Annotated in this window: 19 protein-coding genes; 11 read left to right on the forward strand and 8 right to left on the reverse strand. The window is 53.2% G+C overall.

The genetic code is table 11. The features are described from left to right. The first annotated feature begins 52 nt into the window (after positions 1-52). The 6 genes from AB8809_RS11540 (at position 53) to urtE (ending at position 6699) form a co-directional block, all read left to right on the forward strand. Positions 53-871 (forward strand): GntR family transcriptional regulator, encoded by an 819-nt coding sequence (locus tag AB8809_RS11540; protein WP_349856457.1) that lies wholly within the window; start codon positions 53-55, stop codon positions 869-871. Then, positions 868-2136 (forward strand): urea ABC transporter substrate-binding protein, encoded by a 1269-nt coding sequence (urtA, locus tag AB8809_RS11545; RefSeq protein ID WP_039512108.1) that lies wholly within the window; start codon positions 868-870, stop codon positions 2134-2136. Before AB8809_RS11540 ends, urtA begins: the two co-directional genes overlap by 4 nt. Positions 2137-2504: 368 nt before the next feature. Further along, complete coding sequence (gene urtB, locus AB8809_RS11550; protein ID WP_349856473.1) at positions 2505-4094, forward strand: urea ABC transporter permease subunit UrtB; 1590 nt, start codon at positions 2505-2507, stop codon at positions 4092-4094. Further along, positions 4094-5170 carry an urea ABC transporter permease subunit UrtC gene (gene urtC / locus AB8809_RS11555; protein WP_181828596.1) on the forward strand — a complete coding sequence of 359 codons (1077 nt, stop codon included), beginning with the start codon at positions 4094-4096 and terminating at the stop codon, positions 5168-5170. Before urtB ends, urtC begins: the two co-directional genes overlap by 1 nt. Then, complete coding sequence (gene urtD / locus AB8809_RS11560; protein ID WP_349856456.1) at positions 5163-5999, forward strand: urea ABC transporter ATP-binding protein UrtD; 837 nt, start codon at positions 5163-5165, stop codon at positions 5997-5999. Before urtC ends, urtD begins: the two co-directional genes overlap by 8 nt. 1 nt (position 6000) lies before the next feature. Further along, positions 6001-6699, forward strand: a complete 699-nt coding sequence (urtE, locus tag AB8809_RS11565) for an urea ABC transporter ATP-binding subunit UrtE (RefSeq protein WP_015840386.1) — start codon at positions 6001-6003, stop codon at positions 6697-6699. 249 nt (positions 6700-6948) lie between these two features. Here urtE and AB8809_RS11570 read toward each other — a convergent pair whose 3' ends face one another. Beyond that, complete coding sequence (locus tag AB8809_RS11570; RefSeq protein WP_180779009.1) at positions 6949-7344, reverse strand: hypothetical protein; 396 nt, start codon at positions 7342-7344, stop codon at positions 6949-6951. 268 nt (positions 7345-7612) lie between these two features. Between AB8809_RS11570 and AB8809_RS11575 the strand changes: the two genes are divergently transcribed. After that, on the forward strand, positions 7613-7825 hold the full coding sequence (locus AB8809_RS11575) for a hypothetical protein (RefSeq protein WP_349856455.1): 213 nt from the start codon (positions 7613-7615) through the stop codon (positions 7823-7825). Between the two features lie 78 nt (positions 7826-7903). On the opposite strand, the gene AB8809_RS11580 is transcribed toward AB8809_RS11575, so the two are convergent. From AB8809_RS11580 to AB8809_RS11605, 6 genes are all read right to left on the reverse strand, one after another. Then, the gene (locus AB8809_RS11580; RefSeq protein WP_256553364.1) at positions 7904-8728 is read right to left on the reverse strand and encodes an amino acid ABC transporter ATP-binding protein; all 825 of its coding nucleotides are present in this window, start codon (positions 8726-8728) and stop codon (positions 7904-7906) included. 24 nt (positions 8729-8752) lie between these two features. Continuing rightward, a complete protein-coding gene (locus tag AB8809_RS11585) occupies positions 8753-9697 on the reverse strand; it encodes an amino acid ABC transporter permease (protein ID WP_205946544.1) in 945 nt (314 codons plus the stop codon). An 80-nt stretch (positions 9698-9777) separates the two neighbouring features. Next, a complete protein-coding gene (locus AB8809_RS11590) occupies positions 9778-10332 on the reverse strand; it encodes a GNAT family N-acetyltransferase (protein ID WP_181844925.1) in 555 nt (184 codons plus the stop codon). Positions 10333-10417: 85 nt separating this feature from the next. Continuing rightward, positions 10418-11398, reverse strand: a complete 981-nt coding sequence (locus AB8809_RS11595; protein ID WP_225182533.1) for an ABC transporter substrate-binding protein — start codon at positions 11396-11398, stop codon at positions 10418-10420. A gap of 68 nt (positions 11399-11466) precedes the next feature. Then, entirely contained in the window at positions 11467-12402 is a 936-nt protein-coding gene (locus AB8809_RS11600; RefSeq protein WP_349856454.1) for an ABC transporter substrate-binding protein, read from the reverse strand. A 22-nt stretch (positions 12403-12424) separates the two neighbouring features. After that, positions 12425-13753, reverse strand: a complete 1329-nt coding sequence (locus AB8809_RS11605) for an LLM class flavin-dependent oxidoreductase (RefSeq protein ID WP_181844928.1) — start codon at positions 13751-13753, stop codon at positions 12425-12427. Positions 13754-14073: 320 nt separating this feature from the next. On the opposite strand from AB8809_RS11605, the gene AB8809_RS11610 reads away from it, so the two are divergent. Further along, a complete protein-coding gene (locus AB8809_RS11610; protein WP_349856453.1) occupies positions 14074-14619 on the forward strand; it encodes a flavin reductase in 546 nt (181 codons plus the stop codon). A gap of 184 nt (positions 14620-14803) precedes the next feature. Here the strand turns inward: AB8809_RS11610 and AB8809_RS11615 are convergent, their stop codons facing one another. Beyond that, a complete protein-coding gene (locus AB8809_RS11615; RefSeq protein ID WP_015840376.1) occupies positions 14804-16000 on the reverse strand; it encodes a M20 peptidase aminoacylase family protein in 1197 nt (398 codons plus the stop codon). A 341-nt stretch (positions 16001-16341) separates the two neighbouring features. Between AB8809_RS11615 and AB8809_RS11620 the strand changes: the two genes are divergently transcribed. The 3 genes from AB8809_RS11620 to AB8809_RS11630 all read left to right on the forward strand — a co-directional run bounded on the left by AB8809_RS11620 (position 16342) and on the right by AB8809_RS11630 (position 20708). Continuing rightward, positions 16342-17322 carry an LLM class flavin-dependent oxidoreductase gene (locus AB8809_RS11620; RefSeq protein WP_349856452.1) on the forward strand — a complete coding sequence of 327 codons (981 nt, stop codon included), beginning with the start codon at positions 16342-16344 and terminating at the stop codon, positions 17320-17322. Between the two features lie 91 nt (positions 17323-17413). After that, positions 17414-17938, forward strand: coding sequence for a ClbS/DfsB family four-helix bundle protein (locus AB8809_RS11625; RefSeq protein WP_349856451.1), 525 nt, complete (start codon positions 17414-17416; stop codon positions 17936-17938). An 817-nt stretch (positions 17939-18755) separates the two neighbouring features. After that, positions 18756-20708 (forward strand): autotransporter domain-containing protein, encoded by a 1953-nt coding sequence (locus AB8809_RS11630; RefSeq protein ID WP_349856450.1) that lies wholly within the window; start codon positions 18756-18758, stop codon positions 20706-20708. Positions 20709-20724: the final 16 nt, after the last annotated feature.

Consider the following 20724-nt stretch of genomic DNA (forward strand, 5'->3'; position numbering starts at 1 on the left):
GACGCGTCTGAACCAACGGACGAACGGAAATAACGACGAGGCAGAGAAAACGATGCGAGCAGGCACACAAAAGAGCAGCAAAGATCGCCCGGAAGCGCTGGCGGAGCGGGTCTATCAAACGCTGAAAAACGACATTTTCGACTTTCACCTGATGCCGGGCGATCGCTTTAGTGAAAATGAAATTGCCGAGCGGATGTCGGTCAGTCGCACGCCGGTGCGTCAGGCGCTGTTCTGGCTGGAGCGGGAAGGCTATGTCGAAGTCTATTTCCGCAGCGGCTGGCAGGTTCGTCCGTTTGATTTCGCCTATTTTGAAGAACTGTATGACTTCCGCATCGTACTGGAGCGGGAAGCCATTCGGCGACTGTGTGGGATGCCGCCGGGGCGCTGCACCGAGCTATTGGCTGACCTGAAACGCTTCTGGATTGAGGAACCGCGTCTGGATGACGGCAAGACCGTCTCCCGCTACGACGAAGGATTTCACCGGGGACTGGTGACGGCGGCGGGCAACAGCGAAATAGCGCGAGTTCACGGTGAGCTGACGGAGAAAATCCGCATTATTCGTCGTCTTGATTTCACCCGTGAGGATCGTATCGACGCGACCTATAAAGAACACGCCCGCATCCTGCTGGCGATATTGCAACAGCACACTGAGGAGGCGCAGCGCATTCTGACCGACCACATTTCCGTCAGTAAGGCCGAGGTCAGGAAAATTACCTTACACATGTTACAGCAGGCGCGGCCTCAATCTGTTTCAACGCAACCTGTTTCAACGCAATCGGCTCCAACGCAATCCGTTTCAACGGAAGTGGCTCCACCTGACGCATCACACGATTCCATTCTTACTCAACACGACTTAAGGGCTAATAAATGAAAAGACGTTCATTGCTAAAAGTTTTTGCGCTTTCTGCGACAGTGGTTGGCATGGGGTTGACCTGGAGCGTGCAGGCGGCAGACACCATCAAAGTCGGCATTATGCATTCGCTGTCCGGCACGATGGCGATTTCAGAAACGCCGCTGAAGGATGTGGCGCTGATGACCATTGATGAAATCAATGCCAAAGGCGGCGTGTTGGGTAAAAAACTGGAACCGGTGGTGGTCGACCCCGCTTCGAACTGGCCGCTGTTTGCCGAGAAAGCACGCCAATTGCTGACGCAGGATAAAGCAGCGGTGGTGTTCGGCTGCTGGACATCGGTATCGCGTAAATCGGTCCTGCCAGTATTTGAGGAACTGAACGGGTTGCTGTTCTATCCGGTGCAGTATGAAGGCGAAGAAATGTCGCCAAATGTGTTCTACACCGGCGCGGCACCGAATCAGCAGGCGATCCCTGCGGTGGAATACCTGATGAGCGAAGATGGTGGGGCAGCGAAGCGCTTCTTCCTGCTGGGTACTGACTATGTGTATCCGCGTACCACCAATAAGATTTTGCGCGCCTTCCTGCATTCCAAAGGCGTTCAGGACAAAGATATTGAGGAAGTCTATACACCGTTTGGTCATAGCGATTACCAGACCATCGTGTCCAACATTAAGAAGTTCTCGACGGGAGGAAAGACCGCCGTCGTATCCACCATCAACGGTGATTCCAACGTGCCGTTCTATAAAGAGCTGGCGAATCAGGGAATCAAAGCGACCGATGTCCCCGTTGTTGCGTTCTCGGTCGGTGAAGAGGAACTGCGTGGCATCGACACTAAACCGCTGGTCGGTCATTTAGCGGCATGGAACTACTTTGAATCGGTAGATAACCCAACCAACGCCGACTTCGTAGAAGCCTACAAAGCCTATGCCAAAGCGAAAAACCTGCCGAACGCCGGCACGGTGGTGACTAACGATCCGATGGAAGCGACCTATGTGGGCATTCATATGTGGGCGCAGGCGGTAGAGAAAGCAGGCACCACGGACGTGGATAAAGTCCGCGCCGCGATGGCTGGCCAAACCTTTGCCGCGCCAGATGGCTTTACGCTGACGATGGACAAGACCAACCACCATCTGCACAAGCCAGTGATGATTGGCGAGATTGAGGAAAACGGCCAGTTCAACGTGGTCTGGCAAACGGATAAACCGGTTCGCGCGCAGCCGTGGAGCCCGTACATCGCTGGCAATGATAAGAAACCCGATCATCCAATCAAAGCCGCACAGTAAATTTGAGTTTTAGGCCTTAATAGTTTTGTTATCCGGCGTAAAAAATTATGCATCGATGGGCATGACCGCCGAGTGAGCGGCATGGATGCCGCGAAAGTCAGTGTCGCGTCGGGAACGCGTCACTGGCGGCTCGATTAGCGGTCATAAACATCTATGGAACCGCGTAGCGGCATAATTTAGCCGGAAGCCTGGGTTCGCAGGGCGGCGGCGATTGAGCGCCCTGCGTCGGGCGCGTATGCGGTATTGCATATGAATGGCGGTGTTATAGCGCACGAAATACTCACTGTGCCAGCATAAAGGTGTGGCTGTGAGACTGCTGGATATATAAGGCAAAATAAATGGTGCCGAATAGATATTTTCTCTCTTATATGGCGGACATTGCGATGATTAATCGTCAATTATCTACGCTTGTGCTGTCGCTGTGTCTGATGCTTCCCTGGCTGGCCCAAGCTGGGTCTGCGGCCGATTTCGCCGCCGCCAGCCGCACGCAGCAGGCCGAACTGTTGCAGCAATGGGCCGCAGCGCCGGAACCGGCGCGTTTGCCGCTGTTACAGGCGCTGCGTAATGAATCGGTGGTACTCGATCAGAATCAGCAGCCGTTTAGGGATGTGCAGGGTACGTTAACGCCGCTGGAAGGGAACGCGGAACCGGTTGGCGCGACGAAGAAACTCTTTATGAACAACCGCCTGCGCGTGCTGGTTGCCACCGCGCTGGCCTCACATCAGCTTGTCAGCGACGATGTCGCCACTCGCCTGAATGCCGTTCGGCAGTTGCAGAGCGAGAGCAGTGCAGAACAGCTGCCGCTGTTGATGCAGCGCCTTGAGGTAGAAAAAGACGCACAGGTTCACGATGCGCTGAATATCGCCATTGCGACCCGGCAGTTAAGTGATGCCAATCCGCTGGTGCGACTTGACGCGGTCAAACGCTTAGGACAAACCGGCGATCCGCAAATGCAGGCGCTGTTACAGCCGTTAACGCAGGCACAAAATGAATCAGATACCGGCGTACGTGCGGCGGCGCAGGCAAGCCTGGATCAGATTAAACAAAGTTTGATCGTCGGCGATCTGCTGGGACAGGCGTTTACCGGCTTGTCGCTCGGCTCTATTTTGCTGCTGGCGGCATTGGGGCTGGCAATCACCTACGGGTTGCTGGGCGTCATCAACATGGCGCACGGTGAAATGCTGATGCTGGGAGCATACGCAACCTGGCTGGTGCAGTCGCTGTGTCAACAGTTTGCGCCCGGCTGGCTGGCGTATTACCCGCTGCTGGCGCTGCCTGTCGCTTTTTTCATTACCGCTGGCGTCGGGATGGCGCTGGAGCGCACGGTGATTCGTCATCTTTATGGCCGACCACTGGAAACGCTGCTGGCGACCTGGGGGATTAGCCTGATGCTGATCCAACTGGTGCGGATGCTGTTCGGGACGCAGAACCTGGAAGTGGCGAACCCCGCGTGGCTGTCTGGCGGGTTGCGTGTATTGCCGAATTTGGTGCTGCCGTATAACCGCATCGCAGTCATCCTATTTGTCCTCGGCGTGCTGCTGCTCACCTGGATCCTACTCAATAAAACCCGCCTTGGCATGAATGTGCGGGCGGTGACGCAAAACCGGGCGATGGCGGACTGCTGCGGTGTGCCGACTGGACGCGTTGATATGCTGGCTTTTGGTCTTGGTTCGGGCATCGCAGGTCTTGGCGGTGTGGCGCTGTCGCAATTGGGCAACGTCGGGCCGGAATTGGGACAAGGCTACATCATTGATTCCTTCCTCGTCGTCGTGTTGGGTGGTGTCGGGCAGCTTGCGGGAACGGTGGTGGCCGCGTTCAGCCTCGGTATTCTCAATAAGGTACTGGAACCGCAGATTGGTGCAGTGCTGGGAAAAATCGTCATTCTGGTCCTGATCGTGCTGTTTATTCAGAAACGGCCACAGGGGTTGTTTGCATTCAAAGGACGGGTGATTGACTGATGACGCAACCCATAACACTAACCCTGACGCAGCGCGCGCCGCGGATCGTGCTTGGCCTCGGTTCAACGATGTTGCTGGCCTTGCTAATCCTGCCATTTCTCGCGCTGCTGCCCGCAGAGAACCCGCTGGCGATCTCCACCTATACGCTGACGCTGATCGGTAAAATTCTGTGCTACGCGATCGTTGCCGTAGCGCTGGATCTGGTGTGGGGCTATGCCGGGCTGTTATCGCTCGGTCATGGTCTGTTTTTCGCGCTGGGCGGCTACGCGATGGGCATGTACCTGATGCGGCAGGCTGCTGGTGAGGGCATGCCTGCGTTTATGTCCTTTCTGTCGTGGACGGAACTGCCGTGGTTCTGGGCGGGAACCCAGTATTTCGCCTGGGCGTTGTGCCTGATCGTGCTGGTGCCGGGCGTGCTGGCGTTTGTGTTCGGCTGGTTCGCATTCCGCTCCAAAATCAAGGGCGTGTATTTCTCAATCATGACGCAGGCGTTGACCTACGCTGGCATGCTGCTGTTCTTCCGTAACGAAACTGGCTTTGGCGGCAATAACGGATTTACCGGTTTTACTACGCTGCTGGGCTTCCCCATTACGGCCACGGGTACGCGCATTGGGCTGTTTGTCGCCACCGTATTGTTGTTGATTGCCAGCCTGCTGGTGGGATTTGCGCTGGCGCGCAGTAAATTTGGCCGGGTGCTGACGGCGGTGCGCGATGCGGAAAACCGGCTGATGTTCTGCGGTTACGATCCGAAAGGCTTCAAGCTGTTTGTCTGGACGCTCTCCGCCGTGCTGTGCGGGCTGGCAGGGGCGCTGTATGTACCACAGGTCGGTATCATCAATCCCAGCGAAATGTCGCCAACCAATTCTATCGAGGCCGCCATTTGGGTGGCGCTGGGTGGACGTGGGACGCTGATCGGACCGCTGCTCGGTGCGGGTATCGTCAACGGGGCGAAAAGCTGGTTTACCGTGGCCTTTCCTGAGTACTGGCTGTTCTTTCTAGGACTGATGTTTATTCTCGTCACGCTATTTTTACCGCGTGGGGTGATTGGATTGTTGAGGAGGAAGAAACATGACTGAGCCTGTATCTGTATCCTCAGTGGCGGCACCGCCGGTTGCTTCACAGACCCAATTTGCTCAGCGACACCCGTCAGATCGCCATCGGCACCAGACCGATCCGGTGCTGCAACTCGACAAGATTAATGTGAGTTTTGACGGTTTTCGGGCGTTGACCGATCTCTCGTTGCAGATTGGCGTGGGGGAATTACGTTGCATCATCGGCCCTAACGGCGCGGGGAAAACCACGCTGATGGATGTCATTACCGGTAAAACGCGGCCGGATCGCGGTAAGGTGTTTTACGATCAGTTCACTGACCTGACGACACTATCGCCAGTGGACATTGCCCGTGCGGGAATAGGGCGGAAATTCCAAAAACCGACGGTGTTTGAAGCGCTGACGGTGTTCGAAAATCTCGAAATCGCATTGAAAACGGATAAATCGGTGTGGGCAAGCCTGCGTGCCAGGCTGAACGGCGAACAACGTGACCGGATTGACGAGACGCTGACGCTGTTGCGGCTCGGCCACGAACGGCAGCGGCCTGCGGGGCTGTTGTCGCACGGGCAAAAACAGTTTCTGGAGATCGGCATGCTGTTGGTTCAGGAACCGCATCTGCTGTTGCTCGATGAACCCGCAGCCGGGATGACTGACGCAGAAACCGCCTATACCGCCGAGCTGTTCCGCAGCCTGGCAGGCAAACACTCGCTGATGGTAGTGGAACACGATATGGGCTTTGTCGAGAGTATTGCTGACCACGTTACGGTGTTGCATCAGGGACAGGTGCTGGCGGAAGGCTCGCTGCGCGAGGTGCAGGCGAATGAGCAGGTCATTGACGTTTATCTGGGGCGCTAAGATGTTAGAGATTTCAGAACTGAATCAATATTATGGCGGTAGTCACATTCTGCGCGGCTTATCTTTTGAGGTAAATCCCGGCGAAATTACCTGCCTGTTAGGGCGCAATGGCGTGGGGAAAACCACGCTGCTGAAATGTTTGATGGGGCTGATTCCGGCGAAGTCTGGCACGATTCGCTGGCAGGGCGAAGCGATCAATACGCGCAAGCCCTATCAGCGTGTGCAGTCTGGCATTGCCTATGTGCCGCAGGGGCGAGAGATTTTTCCTCGCCTGACGGTAGAAGAAAATCTACTGATGGGACTGTCGCGCTTTCCGGGCAAACAGGCGCGGCAAGTGCCGGATGAGATCTACCAGCTTTTCCCGGTGCTGGACGAAATGAAGCAGCGACGCGGCGGCGATTTGTCTGGAGGGCAACAGCAACAGTTGGCGATCGGGCGGGCGCTGGCCTGTAAACCACAGTTGCTGATTCTGGATGAACCGACAGAAGGCATACAGCCGTCGGTGATCAAAGAGATTGGCGCGGTGATTCGCCAACTGGCGCAGCGTGGCGATATGGCGATTCTGCTGGTTGAGCAGTTTTACGACTTCGCCGCCGAACTTGCCGATAGCTATCTGGTGATGTCACGCGGGGAAATTATACAGCGTGGGCGAGGTGAAACGATGGAACAGGACGGCGTACGGGGACTGGTCGCGATTTAATACGCGTGACTTATTATTTTTGTCTGGAATGGTGGATAGGCTGCGTCTACATATTCTCAAAATTACGTAATGAAGAGAGGCAGCCTAATTTTATTTAGTATGGGGATTGCTAGTATGCTAACCGTTTTCGTTATTCAAAACGTTAACGTATTGTTCATCATTTCGAATTATTCAGGATATAAAATTATCAATTTTTCTTGATATTTAAAATTAAATCCAAATCCGAAAATTAAGTTAACTGGAAGCGAGTTATTCTGCTTTTTGTATTAATAATGTTGCCTTGCCAATATTATCATAACAATTATCGTCACTGACATAGGCGATAAAAGGCAATCCTGTGGTATCCACAACCGTTGGCGTGCTGGTGACGACGCCTCCCCATCGAGTGGTTTTAAATCCGCCTTGTAACAGAACACTATCGATAATGCATTTATTCGGTGTGGCATCACAATTCATGCTATTAGAAACGAGAGAAAAAACATACCGCCCTTGTTCTAACGTGAATTTTACTGGCGTGCCGGTTAGGGTATCCGTTATCGCTGCACTCACACAATTCTTCTGAGGATCGATCGTTATGCTCGTTGCCGCGTCTGCGGCGAAGGAAAAAAGAGCCAGCATGAACATGCTGATGGATGTATTGCGCATGAGTAAATCTCCTGAAAAAATCATTTATTGATAAATAAATACCGCTTTGCGGTGTATATAATAATCAGTAAACCAATCCATGAAAAACGACTGCCATCTTAAACCATAAAGTTTGAAAGGACTTCAATGTTTTAACCTATCAATTAATTCCAAAAAATATAATTTGGCAAATATTAGTTTTTTGTAATTTCCTAAAACATGTTTTTAGGAACGTATTACGCAATAAATTGATGCTATATTAGCAGGCCCAGAAGCTAAAGTATGGACGGTGAATTTTTATGGCACTGACGATATCGGTAAGGTTCACGGTTATCTGATATCGGCGGGGTACGAGAAGCAGGAGCGTTGCGATGTTGAGGCTGAATGTTGGCGAGTGGTTGGCACTAATGAGGTTGTGACGGTGGCGACGTTTGATACGGATAAAAGCGTGATGGTTCAGGTTTATAGCAGCCCGTATATTGAGCCATTATCTGCAAAATAATGATTTATGCATGCTCTCGTCAGGCTCACTCGCAGTGAGCCTTTCGGATTGTTATCGATAACTGACACTTTTATTTCTTTACAGCACCTTATTCAAAAAGTTGATTGTCCGCGGGTGACGGGGATGGTTCAGCACCTGCCAGGAATCGCCGCTTTCGACGATTTTGCCATCGACCATAAACACCACGCGATCGGCCACTTCGCGCGCAAAGCCGATTTCATGTGTGACGACAACCAGCGTCACGCCGGAGCGGGCAAGTGATTTGATTACGTCCAGCACCTCGCCGACCAGTTCGGGATCGAGCGCGGACGTCGGTTCATCAAACAGCATCACTTTCGGCTTAAGCGCCAGCGCGCGGGCGATGGCGACGCGCTGCTGCTGACCACCGGAAAGGTGGCGGGGATAAGATTGCGCCTTGTGACGCAGACCGACGCTTTCCAACAGGGTAAAGGCGATATCTTCCGCCTCCTGACGTGAATACAGCTTATGTGCCAGCGGTGCTTCAATGATGTTTTCCAACACGGAAAGGTGGGGGAACAGATTGAAGTTCTGAAACACATAACCGACGTTGATACGCTGACGCAGCACGTCCTTTTCTTTCAATTCATAGAGCGTATTCCCTTTGCGGCGATAGCCGATGTAGTCGCCGTCGATGCGGATAAACCCTTCATCTACGCGTTCAAGATGGTTAATCGTGCGTAGCAGCGTGGATTTCCCCGAACCGGATGGGCCGAGGATTACCGTGACGGAACCGGGCGCCAGCGTCAGATTGATATCCTCCAGCGCTTTGTGTTGACCAAAATGCTTCGCCACGTTGCGAATCTCAATCAGCCCACGCGCGCTTTCTGCCTGTGGCTGAGCGGTGGTGCGTGTGTGAGCAAAGTAGTCGATAGCTTCAGACATGGTGAATCTCCAGAATCGGGTGAGTTAACGTGCGCGCTTGCGCGTCAGAATACGAACGAGTCTCTGGCGCGGCGTCGGCGGCATTTCACGCACGGCACCGCGAGACACATAGCGTTCCACGTAGTATTGGATAACGGATAGCACCGTGGTGATCAGCAGATACCAGATGGTAGCGACCATCAGCAGCGGGATAACTTGCTGCGTACGGTTGTAGATGACCTGAACGGTATAGAACAGCTCCGGCAGTGCCAGCACATAAACGATCGACGTACCTTTCGCCAAACTGATGATCTCGTTGAAACCGGTGGGCAGAATGGAGCGCAGCGCCTGCGGCAGAATGATACGTACTGTCCGGCGACCGCCGGGTAGGCCGAGTGCGGCCGAGGCTTCAAACTGGCCAGCATCCACACCGAGAATCCCGCCGCGAATAATTTCCGCCGTATAGGCGGACTGCACCAGAGTCAGGCCAAGCACGGCGACGGAAAATTGATCCAGCAAATCAATCGTCGGGTAGCGCAGAAAGACAACGGAAGTGAAGGGAATCCCGAACGCCAGCTCGTCATAGAGATACGAGAAATTGTAGAGAATAATCAGCACCAGAATCAGTGGCAGTGACCGGAATAGCCAGATATACAGCCACGACAGAGTGGAGAGCAGATAAGACGGCGAAAGTCGAGCCAGCGCTAGTGCGGTGCCGAAAACAATGCTGAATAATGTGCCAAGTGCGGTCAGCAGCAGCGTTTGCCCCAGACCGGTGAGAATAACCGGATTAAAAAACCACTCGGCAAACACCGACCATTCCCAGCGCGGATTCAGCGCAATTGACTGAATAATCGCGGCAAAAATAAACAGCGAAAACAGCGCGCCGGCAAAACGAAAAGGATAACGCGCAGGAACGATGCGCAACGGCGCGTCCTGCGCCTGGCTTAGCGGTGCTTGCTGAGAAGACGTATGTAGAGATTGCGTCATAATCGATACTCTTTGCAGGTGATTCTGAAAAATGTCCTTTGCTCTTCATCACCGCACAGGGTGAGTCGCGGTGCGCTGGATTAACACACTTTCAAATGGCGAGCGATAAGATCGACTTCCGTTTGCCGGGCTGCCCGCGTCGTCGTCGCGTCAAACAACGCTTTCTTAAACGGCAGTCGCCCATCGTAAGGCGGAATACTGTAGGTCACCGGATCGACGCTGATATCGAACTGAGGCGAGTAACCGTGGCTCAGATAGAGCCTCACAGCTTCGGGCTGTCGGAAACCGGTCGTCAGGAAAAAGTGCTGATAGCCTAACCGGCGAGCGTGTTGTTCCAACTCTTGCATGACTTTCCCTGCCAGCCCCTGACGGCGTAGTGTGTTATCCGTCCATACCCGCTTAATTTCGGCGGTGGTACTGTCGTAGCGTTTAAACGCGCCGGTAGCAATTGGTACACCTTGACGTAGCAGTGCAATAAAAATGCCGTGTGGCTGCTGGTAAATTCCCGGCGGATCGCTTTCCCGCTCGCCAAAAAAGTCGCCATAGCGCTGTTCATATTCCGCGAACAGGCCGTCGATAATCGGGGCCACGATAGGGTCTTCGGGCTGAGTAACAATGAAGATGTCGTCGGACATGGCGTGCTCCTGATTCATTTACCTATATGGGCTATCGGTAACCATGACGTTTCGATCGTGGTATCCCGATAGCCATCGGGCGCTATTAATCGCCCAGTCCCGGTGGATTGATTTCTGAACGATCGATACGCTCAATGCTTTCTCCCCAGCGGTTTAGCACCTGGTCGTATTCGCCACTTTTAATCACGCCGTTCAGCGCCGTATTAATCGGCTGTACCAGCCCGCTACCTTTACGCGTGGTGACCGCAATATGCGCGACGTTGGGGTAGCCGCCGTTGACCGTACCGACATGCTTAACTTTTCCGGTTAGCTCTGCTTTGTACGCGCCGATCACGTTGGGGCCGAAATAAGCGTCTGAGCGACCGGATTGCAGGCTCAGGTTGGCGGCCGCATCATCCGTGACATAAATCGGCTGAAAGGCGGGCAGGCCGTTGGCGCGATTTTGCTTATCCCATGCCAGCAGCACCGCTTCCTGATTAGTGCCGGAGCCGACAATAATCTTCAGCCCGGCGATGTCTTTCGCTTCCTTAATGGACTGAATCTTACTGGTGGATTTCACATAGAAGCCGAGTGAGTCGACGCGGTAGGTGGCGAAATCAAATTTTTCCTTGCGTTCTTTAGTGACGGTAATGTTGATGATGGCAGCGTCGTACTTGCCGGAGGACACACCGAGCGGCCAGTCTTCCCACGAAGTAGGGACGATGTTCAATTCCAGCCCGAGACTGTCGGCCACCAGCCGGGCGATATCCGGCTCACTGCCCACCACGGTTTTGTTGTCGTCGGCCAGAAACGCCAGCGGTGGTGACGAACCCAGTGCGGCAATCGCCACGGTGAATTTACCCGGTGTGACGAATTTAAAATCAGCCGGAATCTGTGCGATAGCCTCCGCGTTCTTCGGGGCATGGATCGGCTGCTGATTGGCTTTCAGGTCGATGGCCGCCTGTGCTGTTGTGACAGAAAATGTGCCGAGCAGCAGCGATCCCGTCAGTAGCCTTGTCAAAAGCGATGCGCGTACGCGCGGGGTTGCGACCGTTTGTGCGATGGTGTGGACAATCTCTTTTTGCATCTGTCTTTCCCTTGCAGGTTATTAGTTATAATGGTGACATTGTCACTTTTAAGGTGAGTTACTGTGACTTAATCGCCGATACCCGGCGGATTCACGACGGACTGCGCGATCTTTTCATCGTCTTCACCCCAGCGATCCAGCACCTGTGCATAGCTGCCGTTGTGGATCGCGCCATTGATGGCAGTACTGATTGCCTGCGCCAGACCGTTACCTTTCTGCGTGGTGACCGCGACGTAAGCGACCGTCGGACCTTTGCCAACCATGCGTGTCTTGCCCGTCAGCGCCGCTTTATAGGCTCCGATAGAATGGGGACCGAAAAAGGCATCAACGCGCCCCGACTGAATGCTCAGGTTGGCGGCGGCATCGTCGGTGACGTAGACTGGCTGCACGGGCGGAAGGCCGTTGGCGCGGTTTTGCCGATCCCAACCCAGCAGAATGTTTTCTTGATTGGTGCCGGAACCGACAATCACCTTCAGACCCGCAACGTCCTCCGGTTTGTTAATCGACGTAATCTTGCTGGTTGATTTCACGTAGAAACCCAGCGTATCAATGCGGTACGTGGCGAAATCGAACTTCTCCTTACGGAGTTTCGTCACGGCGATATTAAAAATGGCAGCGTCGTATTTTCCCGTCGTGATCCCCAATGGCCAGTCTTCCCAGGAGGCGGGAACCAGTTTCAGTTCCAGCCCGAGTCCGTCAGCCACCAGTCGTGCGATATCCGCATCACTGCCAACAATCGTTTTGTTGTCGTCAGCCAGCAGCGACAGCGGCGGTGAGCTGAGCGCCGAGACGGCAATCGTTAGCTTACCCGGCGTCACGAATTTGAAATGAGCCGGGATCTGCGCGATGGCCTCGTCATTTTTCACGATACGAATGGGAATCTGGTTGGCCTTCAGATCAATACGGCTGACGAATCCCGCATCTTGCGCCTGCACGTGAGTGACCAGCGCGGTGCTTAATAATGTCGCCATGCCCGTCGCGGTGATAAAAGAGGAACGCTTCACGGTGAATCTCCTGTTGCGCGAATTAGCGTGTGAATTGATTCACCGGATAATCCAGCGCCAGATTTTCCCGCAGCGTATAGCCGGGATACTCCTGACGGAACAGGCCGCGCTGTTGCAGCAGAGGCACGACACGATCGACAAAATGATTGAGCGTATCTGGCGTACCGCCCTGAATGATGAAGCCGTCGGCGGCACCGTTTTCAAACCAGAGCTGCAAGCCATCTGCTACCTGTTCGGGCGTGCCGCTGAAGATCGGGCGTGGTGAGGCCGCTTCCAGCGCGACCTGTCGCAGCGTTAAGCCTTTTTCCTGCGCGTTGCGCTTGATTTCGTCGGTGGTGCTGCGAAAGCTGTTTTTCCCCAGATCGCCGATATCAGGGAAGGGCGCATCCAGCGGATGTTGTGAGAAGTCGTAGTGCTCAAAGTAGCGTCCTAGATAATTGAGGGCGTCCTCAATTGTCACCAGTTGTGCGGTTTCCTGATACTGACGTTCCACGTCTTCCGCATCGTTGCCGACAATCACGCTGACGCCCTGAAAGACGTGTAGCTGATCGGCTCGGCGACCGTTTTCTTCCAGTTTCTGTTTTACCTCGCGGTAATAACGCTGCGACTCTTCCAATGTGTGTTGGTGGGTGAAGATGGCATCGGCGTGTTTGGCGGCCAGTTTTTGGCCGTCTTCAGACGCGCCAGCCTGGAATACAATAGGGCGACCCTGCGCGGATCGGCCAATATTCAGCGGCCCCTGTACCGAGAAGAATTCCCCTTTATGGTTCAGCGTGTGCAGCTTCTCTGGATCGAAGAACTGTCCGCTGGTTTTGTCACGGATAAAGGCGTCGTCTTCCCAGGAGTCCCACAAGCCTTTCGCCACCTGAAGGAATTCATCGGCAATGCGGTAACGCAGTGCATGTTCTGGGTGTTGCGCGCGGGAAAAGTTTTTCGCCGACCCTTCCAGCGGTGAGGTCACCACGTTCCAGCCTGCACGGCCGTTGCTCAGATGATCGAGGCTGGCAAACTGCCGAGCGGTAGTAAAGGGTTCCGAATAGGATGTCGAGAGCGTGCCAACCAGACCAATATGGGTGGTGACGGTGGCCAGTGCGGACAGTAGCGTTAACGGTTCAAAGCGATTGAGAAAATGTGGGATGGATTTTTCGTTGATATACAGACCGTCAGCCACGAAGACGAAATCAAATTTTCCTTGTTCGGCTTTTTTTACCGCATCCAGAACAAAACCAAAATTAATACTGGCATCGGGTACGACGTTTTTATGTCGCCATGCGGACATATTTCCCGCAGCGCCCTGTAATATTAAACCCAGTCTTAATTGTCGCTTGGTGGAGAGTTGCTTTTCACTCATTATCAGGAACCTTTTTATTAATTGAATGTGTTTGTTATTAATTGAGCGAACATATTTTTAGTTGAATTAACCTTCATGAAAGTGAAAATAATCCATCACTAAGTCGGCTATCAATAAACAAGCCATCACTAGGGATTCACGTATTCAATGAAAGGTTAATTAGACGTTAATAGCGTGTTTTCACTATTGATGAGACGGGGCATGATGTAAAACAACAAAAATGGATAATAAAATTCAAAAATTTCAGATGATGACGCGGCTTATTTTGTTAGTATAATGTTAACGATCATGTCTCTCGCCGTATTTAAAGGAAAATATCCATGTCTGATCTGATAGTTGAACGACACGTAACCGCGAATGACGCAACGCTTTCTGCGGCGACTGTTACGGTTGACCGGCAGGCGTTTCGCGATGCGATGGCAAAGCTGAGCGCAGCGGTCAATGTCGTTACGACGGATGGCCCGGCAGGTAAGGCTGGATTTACGGCATCTGCTGTGTCCAGCGTCAGTGATACGCCCGGCACGCTGCTGGTGTGCCTGAATCGCGGTTCGTCGGTATATCCCACGTTTCAGGCGAATACGCATTTGTGTATCAATACGCTGGCCGCTCATCATGAAGCGCTGTCGACGCTGTTTGGCAGCCCGTCATCAACCGAAGAACGGTTTGCGGCGGCGGAGTGGGATGTGTTGCATTCGGGCTCACCGGTGTTGCGGGATGCGCTGGTCGCGTTTGACTGCCGGGTTGAGGAAGTCGTGAGCGCGGCGACGCACGATATCTTTATTTGCCGGGTATTAGCGATTAAGCAGGGCGAAGGTACGGATGGTCTGGTGTATTTTTCCCGCCGTTATCATGCTGTTCGGGGTTAATATTTATAACTTTCTCACCTAATGCCCTCATCGTAATTAATTGATTTATAAAAATTGCTGCCTCCGTCAGGTCAATCTGGCGGAGGTGATGAGTTGATTACGTCAGTTCGATATTAGGAGAGACACGGGGATGAGGTTCCCGCAGGGATGCCTCACCCCGTGGTTGCTCCGGATATCTCGCTCGTCAAACGATCGGCATTACCGCCTGTGGTGGGGTAACTTTCGTGGTACGCAGACGATGCAGCGCAGCCTCCGCCAGCTGTGCGAAATAGCGTGAGGCTGGCGCAATCGCGCTTTCATCCGGGTTGAATTGAGGATGGTGCAGGCCAAATTCGCTGTTTGAGCCAATGCTGACGAACGTGCCCGGCACGTCCTGAAGGTAAAGCGCAAAATCCTCACCGCTCATTTGCAGTTCAGCGTTTTCTACCTGATAGCCTGCGTCTCGGGCAATTTGCTTGCTGAAGTCTGCCCATTCGTTGGTGTTCACGACCGCAGGCGGGCCGGGATACCACTTCAGTTCTGCTTTGGCGCCCAATGCAACGGCAATACCGCCGATCAACTGCTCAATTCGCGCCGGTATTTCTGCACGAATCGCGGCATTGTAGGTGCGTACCGTACCTTCCAGTTCTACCGTTTGCGGCAGTACGTTCCAGGTGTTGCCACCCTGAATGCGCGTGACGCTGATGACCAGCGATTCCAGTGAACTGAAACTACGGCTGGGCAGGGTTTGCAGCGCATTGACGATATTGCAGGCGGTGACGATGCTGTCGATACCCTGTTCGGGTTTGGCGGCATGCGCACCTTTGCCCGTAATGTGAATAGAGAAGCGATCGACGTTGGCATAAAACGGGCCACTGCGGGTGGCGAAGGTGCCAGCGGGGAGCTCGGGCGCGTTATGCAGGCCAAAAACGGCAGCCACATCGGCAAGCGCACCGGCACGAATGAACTGTTTGGCGCCGGTAGAAACTTCTTCTGCGGGTTGGAAAAACACCCTGATTTTACCCGGTAAGACAGATTCGCGTTTTTTCAGCAAACAGGCGGCACCCAGCATCACTGCGGTGTGGAAGTCGTGTCCGCAGGCATGCATGACGCCCGCGTGCTGAGAGCGAAAGGGGACATCCACCAGTTCTTCTATCGGTAGCGCATCAATATCCGCTCTCAGCGCAATCGTCGGACCGCTACCGTGACCGATCTCGGCAACGACGCCAGTCGTTAGCGTCAGAGGCAACAGGCGGATGTTTTTCTCTTGTAGCCAGCGGGTGATGTGCGCGGTGGTTTGGTGTTCCTGATTGGACAGTTCCGGGTACTGATGCAAGTGCCGTCGCCAGTGAATAAGCTGCTGCTCAAATGACGTATCACAACAGGGGATAGATTCAGCCATATCAATACACCTCCTTAACAAAACTTATACATCGTAAAGGTAGCTGATAGCCGCGCTATGGATAAATACCGTCTGGTTATATTTCATGTCTTTTTATGCGGTCGAATTTGCATTCATTTATTATGAATATTTCTGCTAACAAAATCCGTTATTGATATTTATATTTCACGCCGTTATACAACATGCTTCTTATTCTGTTTTTTATCTGGATGGATTTTATCGCGAGGCTCTATTTAGAATAAGAGACTTGGGTGAATATAGTTGTATCGAGTGATTTTGAAATAAGCCGTTACTTTTAATAAACAATGCTGACGAATAATCACTGAAAATAAGGAAACATCGTGGGATATAAGCTCAGTTTATTAGATCAAAGCCCCATCGCCAAAGGAATGAGCGTGGAACAGGCGTTGGCGCAAACCGTATCGCTGGCGAAAGTGGCAGAAGCGCTTGGCTATTACCGCTTTTGGGTTTCCGAGCATCATAACTCTGATGAGTTGGCGGGGTCCTCTCCCGAGGTATTAATCACCTGGCTGTTGGCGCACACGACAACGCTGCGCATCGGTTCCGGCGGGGTGATGTTACAGCACTATAGCCCGTATAAAGTTGCAGAGAACTTCCATGTGATCGGCGCGCTGGCGGGTGGTCGGGTGGATTTGGGGATCGGTAAAGCGCCGGGTGGACTGCCGCTGGCCACGCGGGCGCTACAGCAGGAAATCGGCGAGGCAGAGCGCGTTTCCTTCACAGAGAAATTACAGCAGCTCAACCGTTTTCTCGATAGCCATGACGAAACGGCAGAGCGCCTGAATGCCACGCCGTTACCGGAACACACGCCACAGCGCTTTCTGCTGGGAGCCAGTCAGGAGAGTGCGCGATTAGCCGCATCGCTGGGCTGGAACTTTGTCTTCGCCGGGTTCATTAACGCCAGTGAGACGTTGCTGACGGAATCACTTCTGAGCTACCGGGAATTGAAGCCCGCCAGCGCCCAGACGCTGCTGTCGCTGTCGGTGATTGCCGCTGAACGTCATGAGGATGCGGAGGCGCTAGCCAGTACGCAGCATAACTACAAGGTTTATATTGAGAACAAGCCGCCGCTGACGGTAGGAAGTCAGGAACAGGCCGACAATTTTGTTCGGCAGGCGGGGGCAACGGATTTTCGCATCGTGCAGGAGCCGCGCAATGTGCTTTACGGCACGCCAGCGCACATTCACCAGCAACTGGAACGTTATCATCAGCGCTTTGGCGTAGATGAGTTCATCATCCATACGCCCGTGACGTCCCCCCGCGAGCGTGAGGCATCGATCCGCCTGCTGGCATCGCGCTGAGCAATAGCGAAAAACGTGAGCGATGACAAGGTGGTGTCGCATTGTGGGCAGTAACCTGATTTTGTCTATAGCAACATAATCGGGGAAAATAATGGCGGTGCCGGAGAACAAGGATGCCTTGATCAAGGCAATCAATAGTCAGTTTGCGCTGTTAATGAAACGCATCGAAGCCGTTCCCGCCGATCGTGCATTCGTGCCGGAACTGGCTGGGCATGCGCAGGGAACGCAGATGAGCCCAGCAAATCTGGTGGCGTATTTGCTGGGCTGGGGCAATCTGGTGCTGAAATGGCATAAAAATGAAGAGCAGGGCAAGCAGATTGATTTCCCTGAAACGGGTTACCAGTGGAATCAGCTCGGTTTGCTGGCGCAAAAATTCTATCAGGACTTCGCCCACATTACCGAATGGTCTGATCTGGTCGCGCAGCTTGTCGCGAATAAACGGGAGCTCATTGCGCTGGTTGAGCGTTATACCGATGCACAGCTCTACGGTGAATGCTGGTACGGTAAGTGGACGCGGGGTCGGATGATTCAATTCAACACCGCTTCGCCTTATAAAAATGCGGCAGGACGCCTACGTGCGAGGGAGAAAAGCAAGCAACATCATGATAATAAATAGAAAATAGAGGGCTGATTCTTTGGTCTTATTTTCCTGCGTGCCGGCGCGTTAGCGGCGTTTTTTCAGACAAAACCTTACATATTCCCCCTCCTTGATTGTTCTATACTCAGTAATAAGCAAGGTAATTTTTACTGACAGATGAGATGAAGAGGGGGAAGAAAAATGATTGGTCTCAACCTTGTTTCTCCAGTGTCATATTACGCCAGGCCGGACAAACCTGATCATGTTCAGGGTATTTCCCGCTCGTCGCAGCTGTCTGGTTACCCTCAGCCTGATGCTTCTACCCGAACCCGGACAACGTACGAAAATAGTGCTTCAATCTTTAAGCCGCCCATAGCGGATGGGATTAACCGCCCAACGGAAACTAACCAGCTTAACGTTTATGTTTAGGATGGTATCAAACGGGTAAGATGGGCAATCGCGTGCTGTAAACGATCGTTTTCGGTGCGTGCTTGCTCTCTTTGTTTTCGTTTTATTTTCAAAAAGCATCTTCATCCGGGTATTGCCACCATCTCCGCCGCGTTTCCATTCTTTTTTCTTCTCTGCTAGTCACTTGACCATCCCCGATGTCATCCACGCTTAACCCTATGATTAATCAGCATTACACAATCCTGACGATTTCCTTTCGATTTGCCGCATCTTGACATATTTCATCACATTTTCTTTTGTTCCATAGCCTTGGAATGAATATTGCTGTTATTTTCCTTTCTTTAACAACGACATGACCTGAATAAGGTTCCTCTGGTAACGCGGTTAAGAATGACCCGTGTTGATAACGATAAGATTCGATTTATAACGAGAAAAGGGAGTGGTGTTCATGTTCAAGCAAGTCGCAGTTGCGGTAGGGATGGCGTGTTTATCTGTACCAGCATGGGCTTATGATTACGGTGATTATGCGCGCGAGACCGTAGATACGCTCATTAATGATTATCCGGGGCGCTATCGCGGTACGGCAAATTTTGCCGGTGCGGCGGACTGGATGACGCAGCGGATGGCGCCCGGTTATACCACTGTCAGGCAGGATTTCTCCTGGACGGCAGGCGGTACGACGCGTTCGTCACAGAATGTGCTGGCCTCTAATGTCGGGCTGAGCAGCGAATACATTATTACCGGCGCGCACTTTGATACCTTCTTCGGGCGGCCGACGCTGCAAGGGTTGGATGACAACGCATCCGGTGCATCGATCCTGACAGAAGTGGCGCGTAATTTTAGCGGTATTCAAACGGAGAAAACGCTGGTCTTTGCGGCCTTCGGGGCAGAAGAAGAGGGGCTACGCGGTTCGCGTGCTATGGTTAACGATCTGATTGCGCAAGGAACTGCTGACGGCCTTACGGCCATGATTAACATGGACAGTATGATTACCGGCGACAAACTCTACGCGCATGCTGGCGATAACAGCGTAGCGAATCCTGCGCTGGCAAGCCTGCGTGAACAGACGTTGCGTATCGCGAACGAACTGGGCATCGAACTGTTTACCAACCCAGGGTTAAATGCGAGTTATCCGACAGGAACTGGCTGTTGCAGTGACGGCGATAGCTTCAACGCCGCGTTTGATATTCCCGTACTCTATATGGAGGCCACCAACTGGGATATCGGCGATCAGGACGGCTATGAGCAAACCACGAACCCTGCGGTACCGGGGGGCGCGACATGGCATGACCCTACGGTTGATAACGAAGCCTTTCTTACCAGCGTGCTGGGTCAGGAACGCATTGACCAGCGCCTGCGTGACGTTTCACGGTTGGTGACACGGCTGCTACTGGAAATTTCCAATACCGATTTGCTGCATTCGGCCTATTCCGCCGCTGCGATGCAACAGGCAATGGAGGAGAGCCTAAAGCGTCAGCGCCAATCATTGAGTGATTTGCATAATCAGCGCTGGCTGCTGCTGCAAAATACCACTCGTAGTGCAGGTATGCTGGATACGGCAGTCGGGATTGAAGGCGATGTGACTCCGTCAAATGGCTTTGACCGCGCACCGCAGCAGCGTTCTCGTCAGGCGATGGCTTATGCGCTGGTCGATTATCAATTAAGTGACAGTGTCACTGTTGGTGGCAGTCTGAGCCTGCTGCGTAGCAAGGATAAGCTTGAGCGTAATGGACATATTGAAAGTGATACCTGGCAAGCTGGCGTATATGGTTTGCTGAATCAGGGAGGCCCAGCCTGGTTGGGTAGCGACGTAACGGTGGGCCGGGCAGCGATTGCGTCACGCCGCTCGGTGTATCTGCAATCTGCGGGCGGTCCGGTGCTGTTGGACAACACGCTGGATGGCAATACCGAAGCGCAATTTGTCGGTGCTCGCGTAACTGGCGGCTATGATTTTCCGTTAGGCGGACTGCGGACTGGTCCGGTTGCCGGGTTGGATTATGCGCGTTATCGCATCAATGCGTTTGATGATAAAGGTAACCTGCGAACTGGCGTGCGGTATGAAAAACAAGATGTCGATTCGCTGGAAGCCAGTCTGGGCTGGCGCGTACGTGGCAAGGTGGAATTCAGCAACAAAGCGTCTCTGCAACCTTATGCTACGGTGGCGTGGGTGCGTGAATTAGCCGATGGGCTCGATTCCAGCTTTACGGTGAAAGATCACGTCGATGGTGCAAACCGCCGTATTGCGGTTGGGGAGCAGGATAAGAACTTCGGTCGCGCAACCGTTGGTGTGCAGTGGCTTGCGGCAGAAAATCTGAATCTGTATTCCGAGGTCGGTAGCCGTTTCGGTCATCGGGATGGCGATCAAACGCGCTATAGCGTAGGCGTGCAGTGGCAATTCTAAGCCTGTTGCTGTGAAG

The sequence above is a fragment of the Pectobacterium aroidearum genome, assembly GCF_041228105.1.
Taxonomy (GTDB): Bacteria; Pseudomonadota; Gammaproteobacteria; order Enterobacterales; family Enterobacteriaceae; genus Pectobacterium; species Pectobacterium aroidearum.

Bases quoted from the DNA above. Each gene is read 5' to 3' on its own strand.
- AB8809_RS11540 (WP_349856457.1), top strand. From the start codon at position 53: ATGCGAGCAGGCACACAAAAGAGCAGCAAAGATCGCCCGGAAGCGCTG.
- urtA (WP_039512108.1), top strand. From the start codon at position 868: ATGAAAAGACGTTCATTGCTAAAAGTTTTTGCGCTTTCTGCGACAGTG.
- urtB (WP_349856473.1), top strand. From the start codon at position 2,505: ATGGCGGACATTGCGATGATTAATCGTCAATTATCTACGCTTGTGCTG.
- urtC (WP_181828596.1), top strand. From the start codon at position 4,094: ATGACGCAACCCATAACACTAACCCTGACGCAGCGCGCGCCGCGGATC.
- urtD (WP_349856456.1), top strand. From the start codon at position 5,163: ATGACTGAGCCTGTATCTGTATCCTCAGTGGCGGCACCGCCGGTTGCT.
- urtE (WP_015840386.1), top strand. From the start codon at position 6,001: ATGTTAGAGATTTCAGAACTGAATCAATATTATGGCGGTAGTCACATT.
- AB8809_RS11570 (WP_180779009.1), bottom strand. From the start codon at position 7,344: ATGCGCAATACATCCATCAGCATGTTCATGCTGGCTCTTTTTTCCTTC.
- AB8809_RS11580 (WP_256553364.1), bottom strand. From the start codon at position 8,728: ATGTCTGAAGCTATCGACTACTTTGCTCACACACGCACCACCGCTCAG.
- AB8809_RS11585 (WP_205946544.1), bottom strand. From the start codon at position 9,697: ATGACGCAATCTCTACATACGTCTTCTCAGCAAGCACCGCTAAGCCAG.
- AB8809_RS11590 (WP_181844925.1), bottom strand. From the start codon at position 10,332: ATGTCCGACGACATCTTCATTGTTACTCAGCCCGAAGACCCTATCGTG.
- AB8809_RS11595 (WP_225182533.1), bottom strand. From the start codon at position 11,398: ATGCAAAAAGAGATTGTCCACACCATCGCACAAACGGTCGCAACCCCG.
- AB8809_RS11605 (WP_181844928.1), bottom strand. From the start codon at position 13,753: ATGAGTGAAAAGCAACTCTCCACCAAGCGACAATTAAGACTGGGTTTA.
- AB8809_RS11610 (WP_349856453.1), top strand. From the start codon at position 14,074: ATGTCTGATCTGATAGTTGAACGACACGTAACCGCGAATGACGCAACG.
- AB8809_RS11615 (WP_015840376.1), bottom strand. From the start codon at position 16,000: ATGGCTGAATCTATCCCCTGTTGTGATACGTCATTTGAGCAGCAGCTT.
- AB8809_RS11625 (WP_349856451.1), top strand. From the start codon at position 17,414: ATGGCGGTGCCGGAGAACAAGGATGCCTTGATCAAGGCAATCAATAGT.
- AB8809_RS11630 (WP_349856450.1), top strand. From the start codon at position 18,756: ATGTTCAAGCAAGTCGCAGTTGCGGTAGGGATGGCGTGTTTATCTGTA.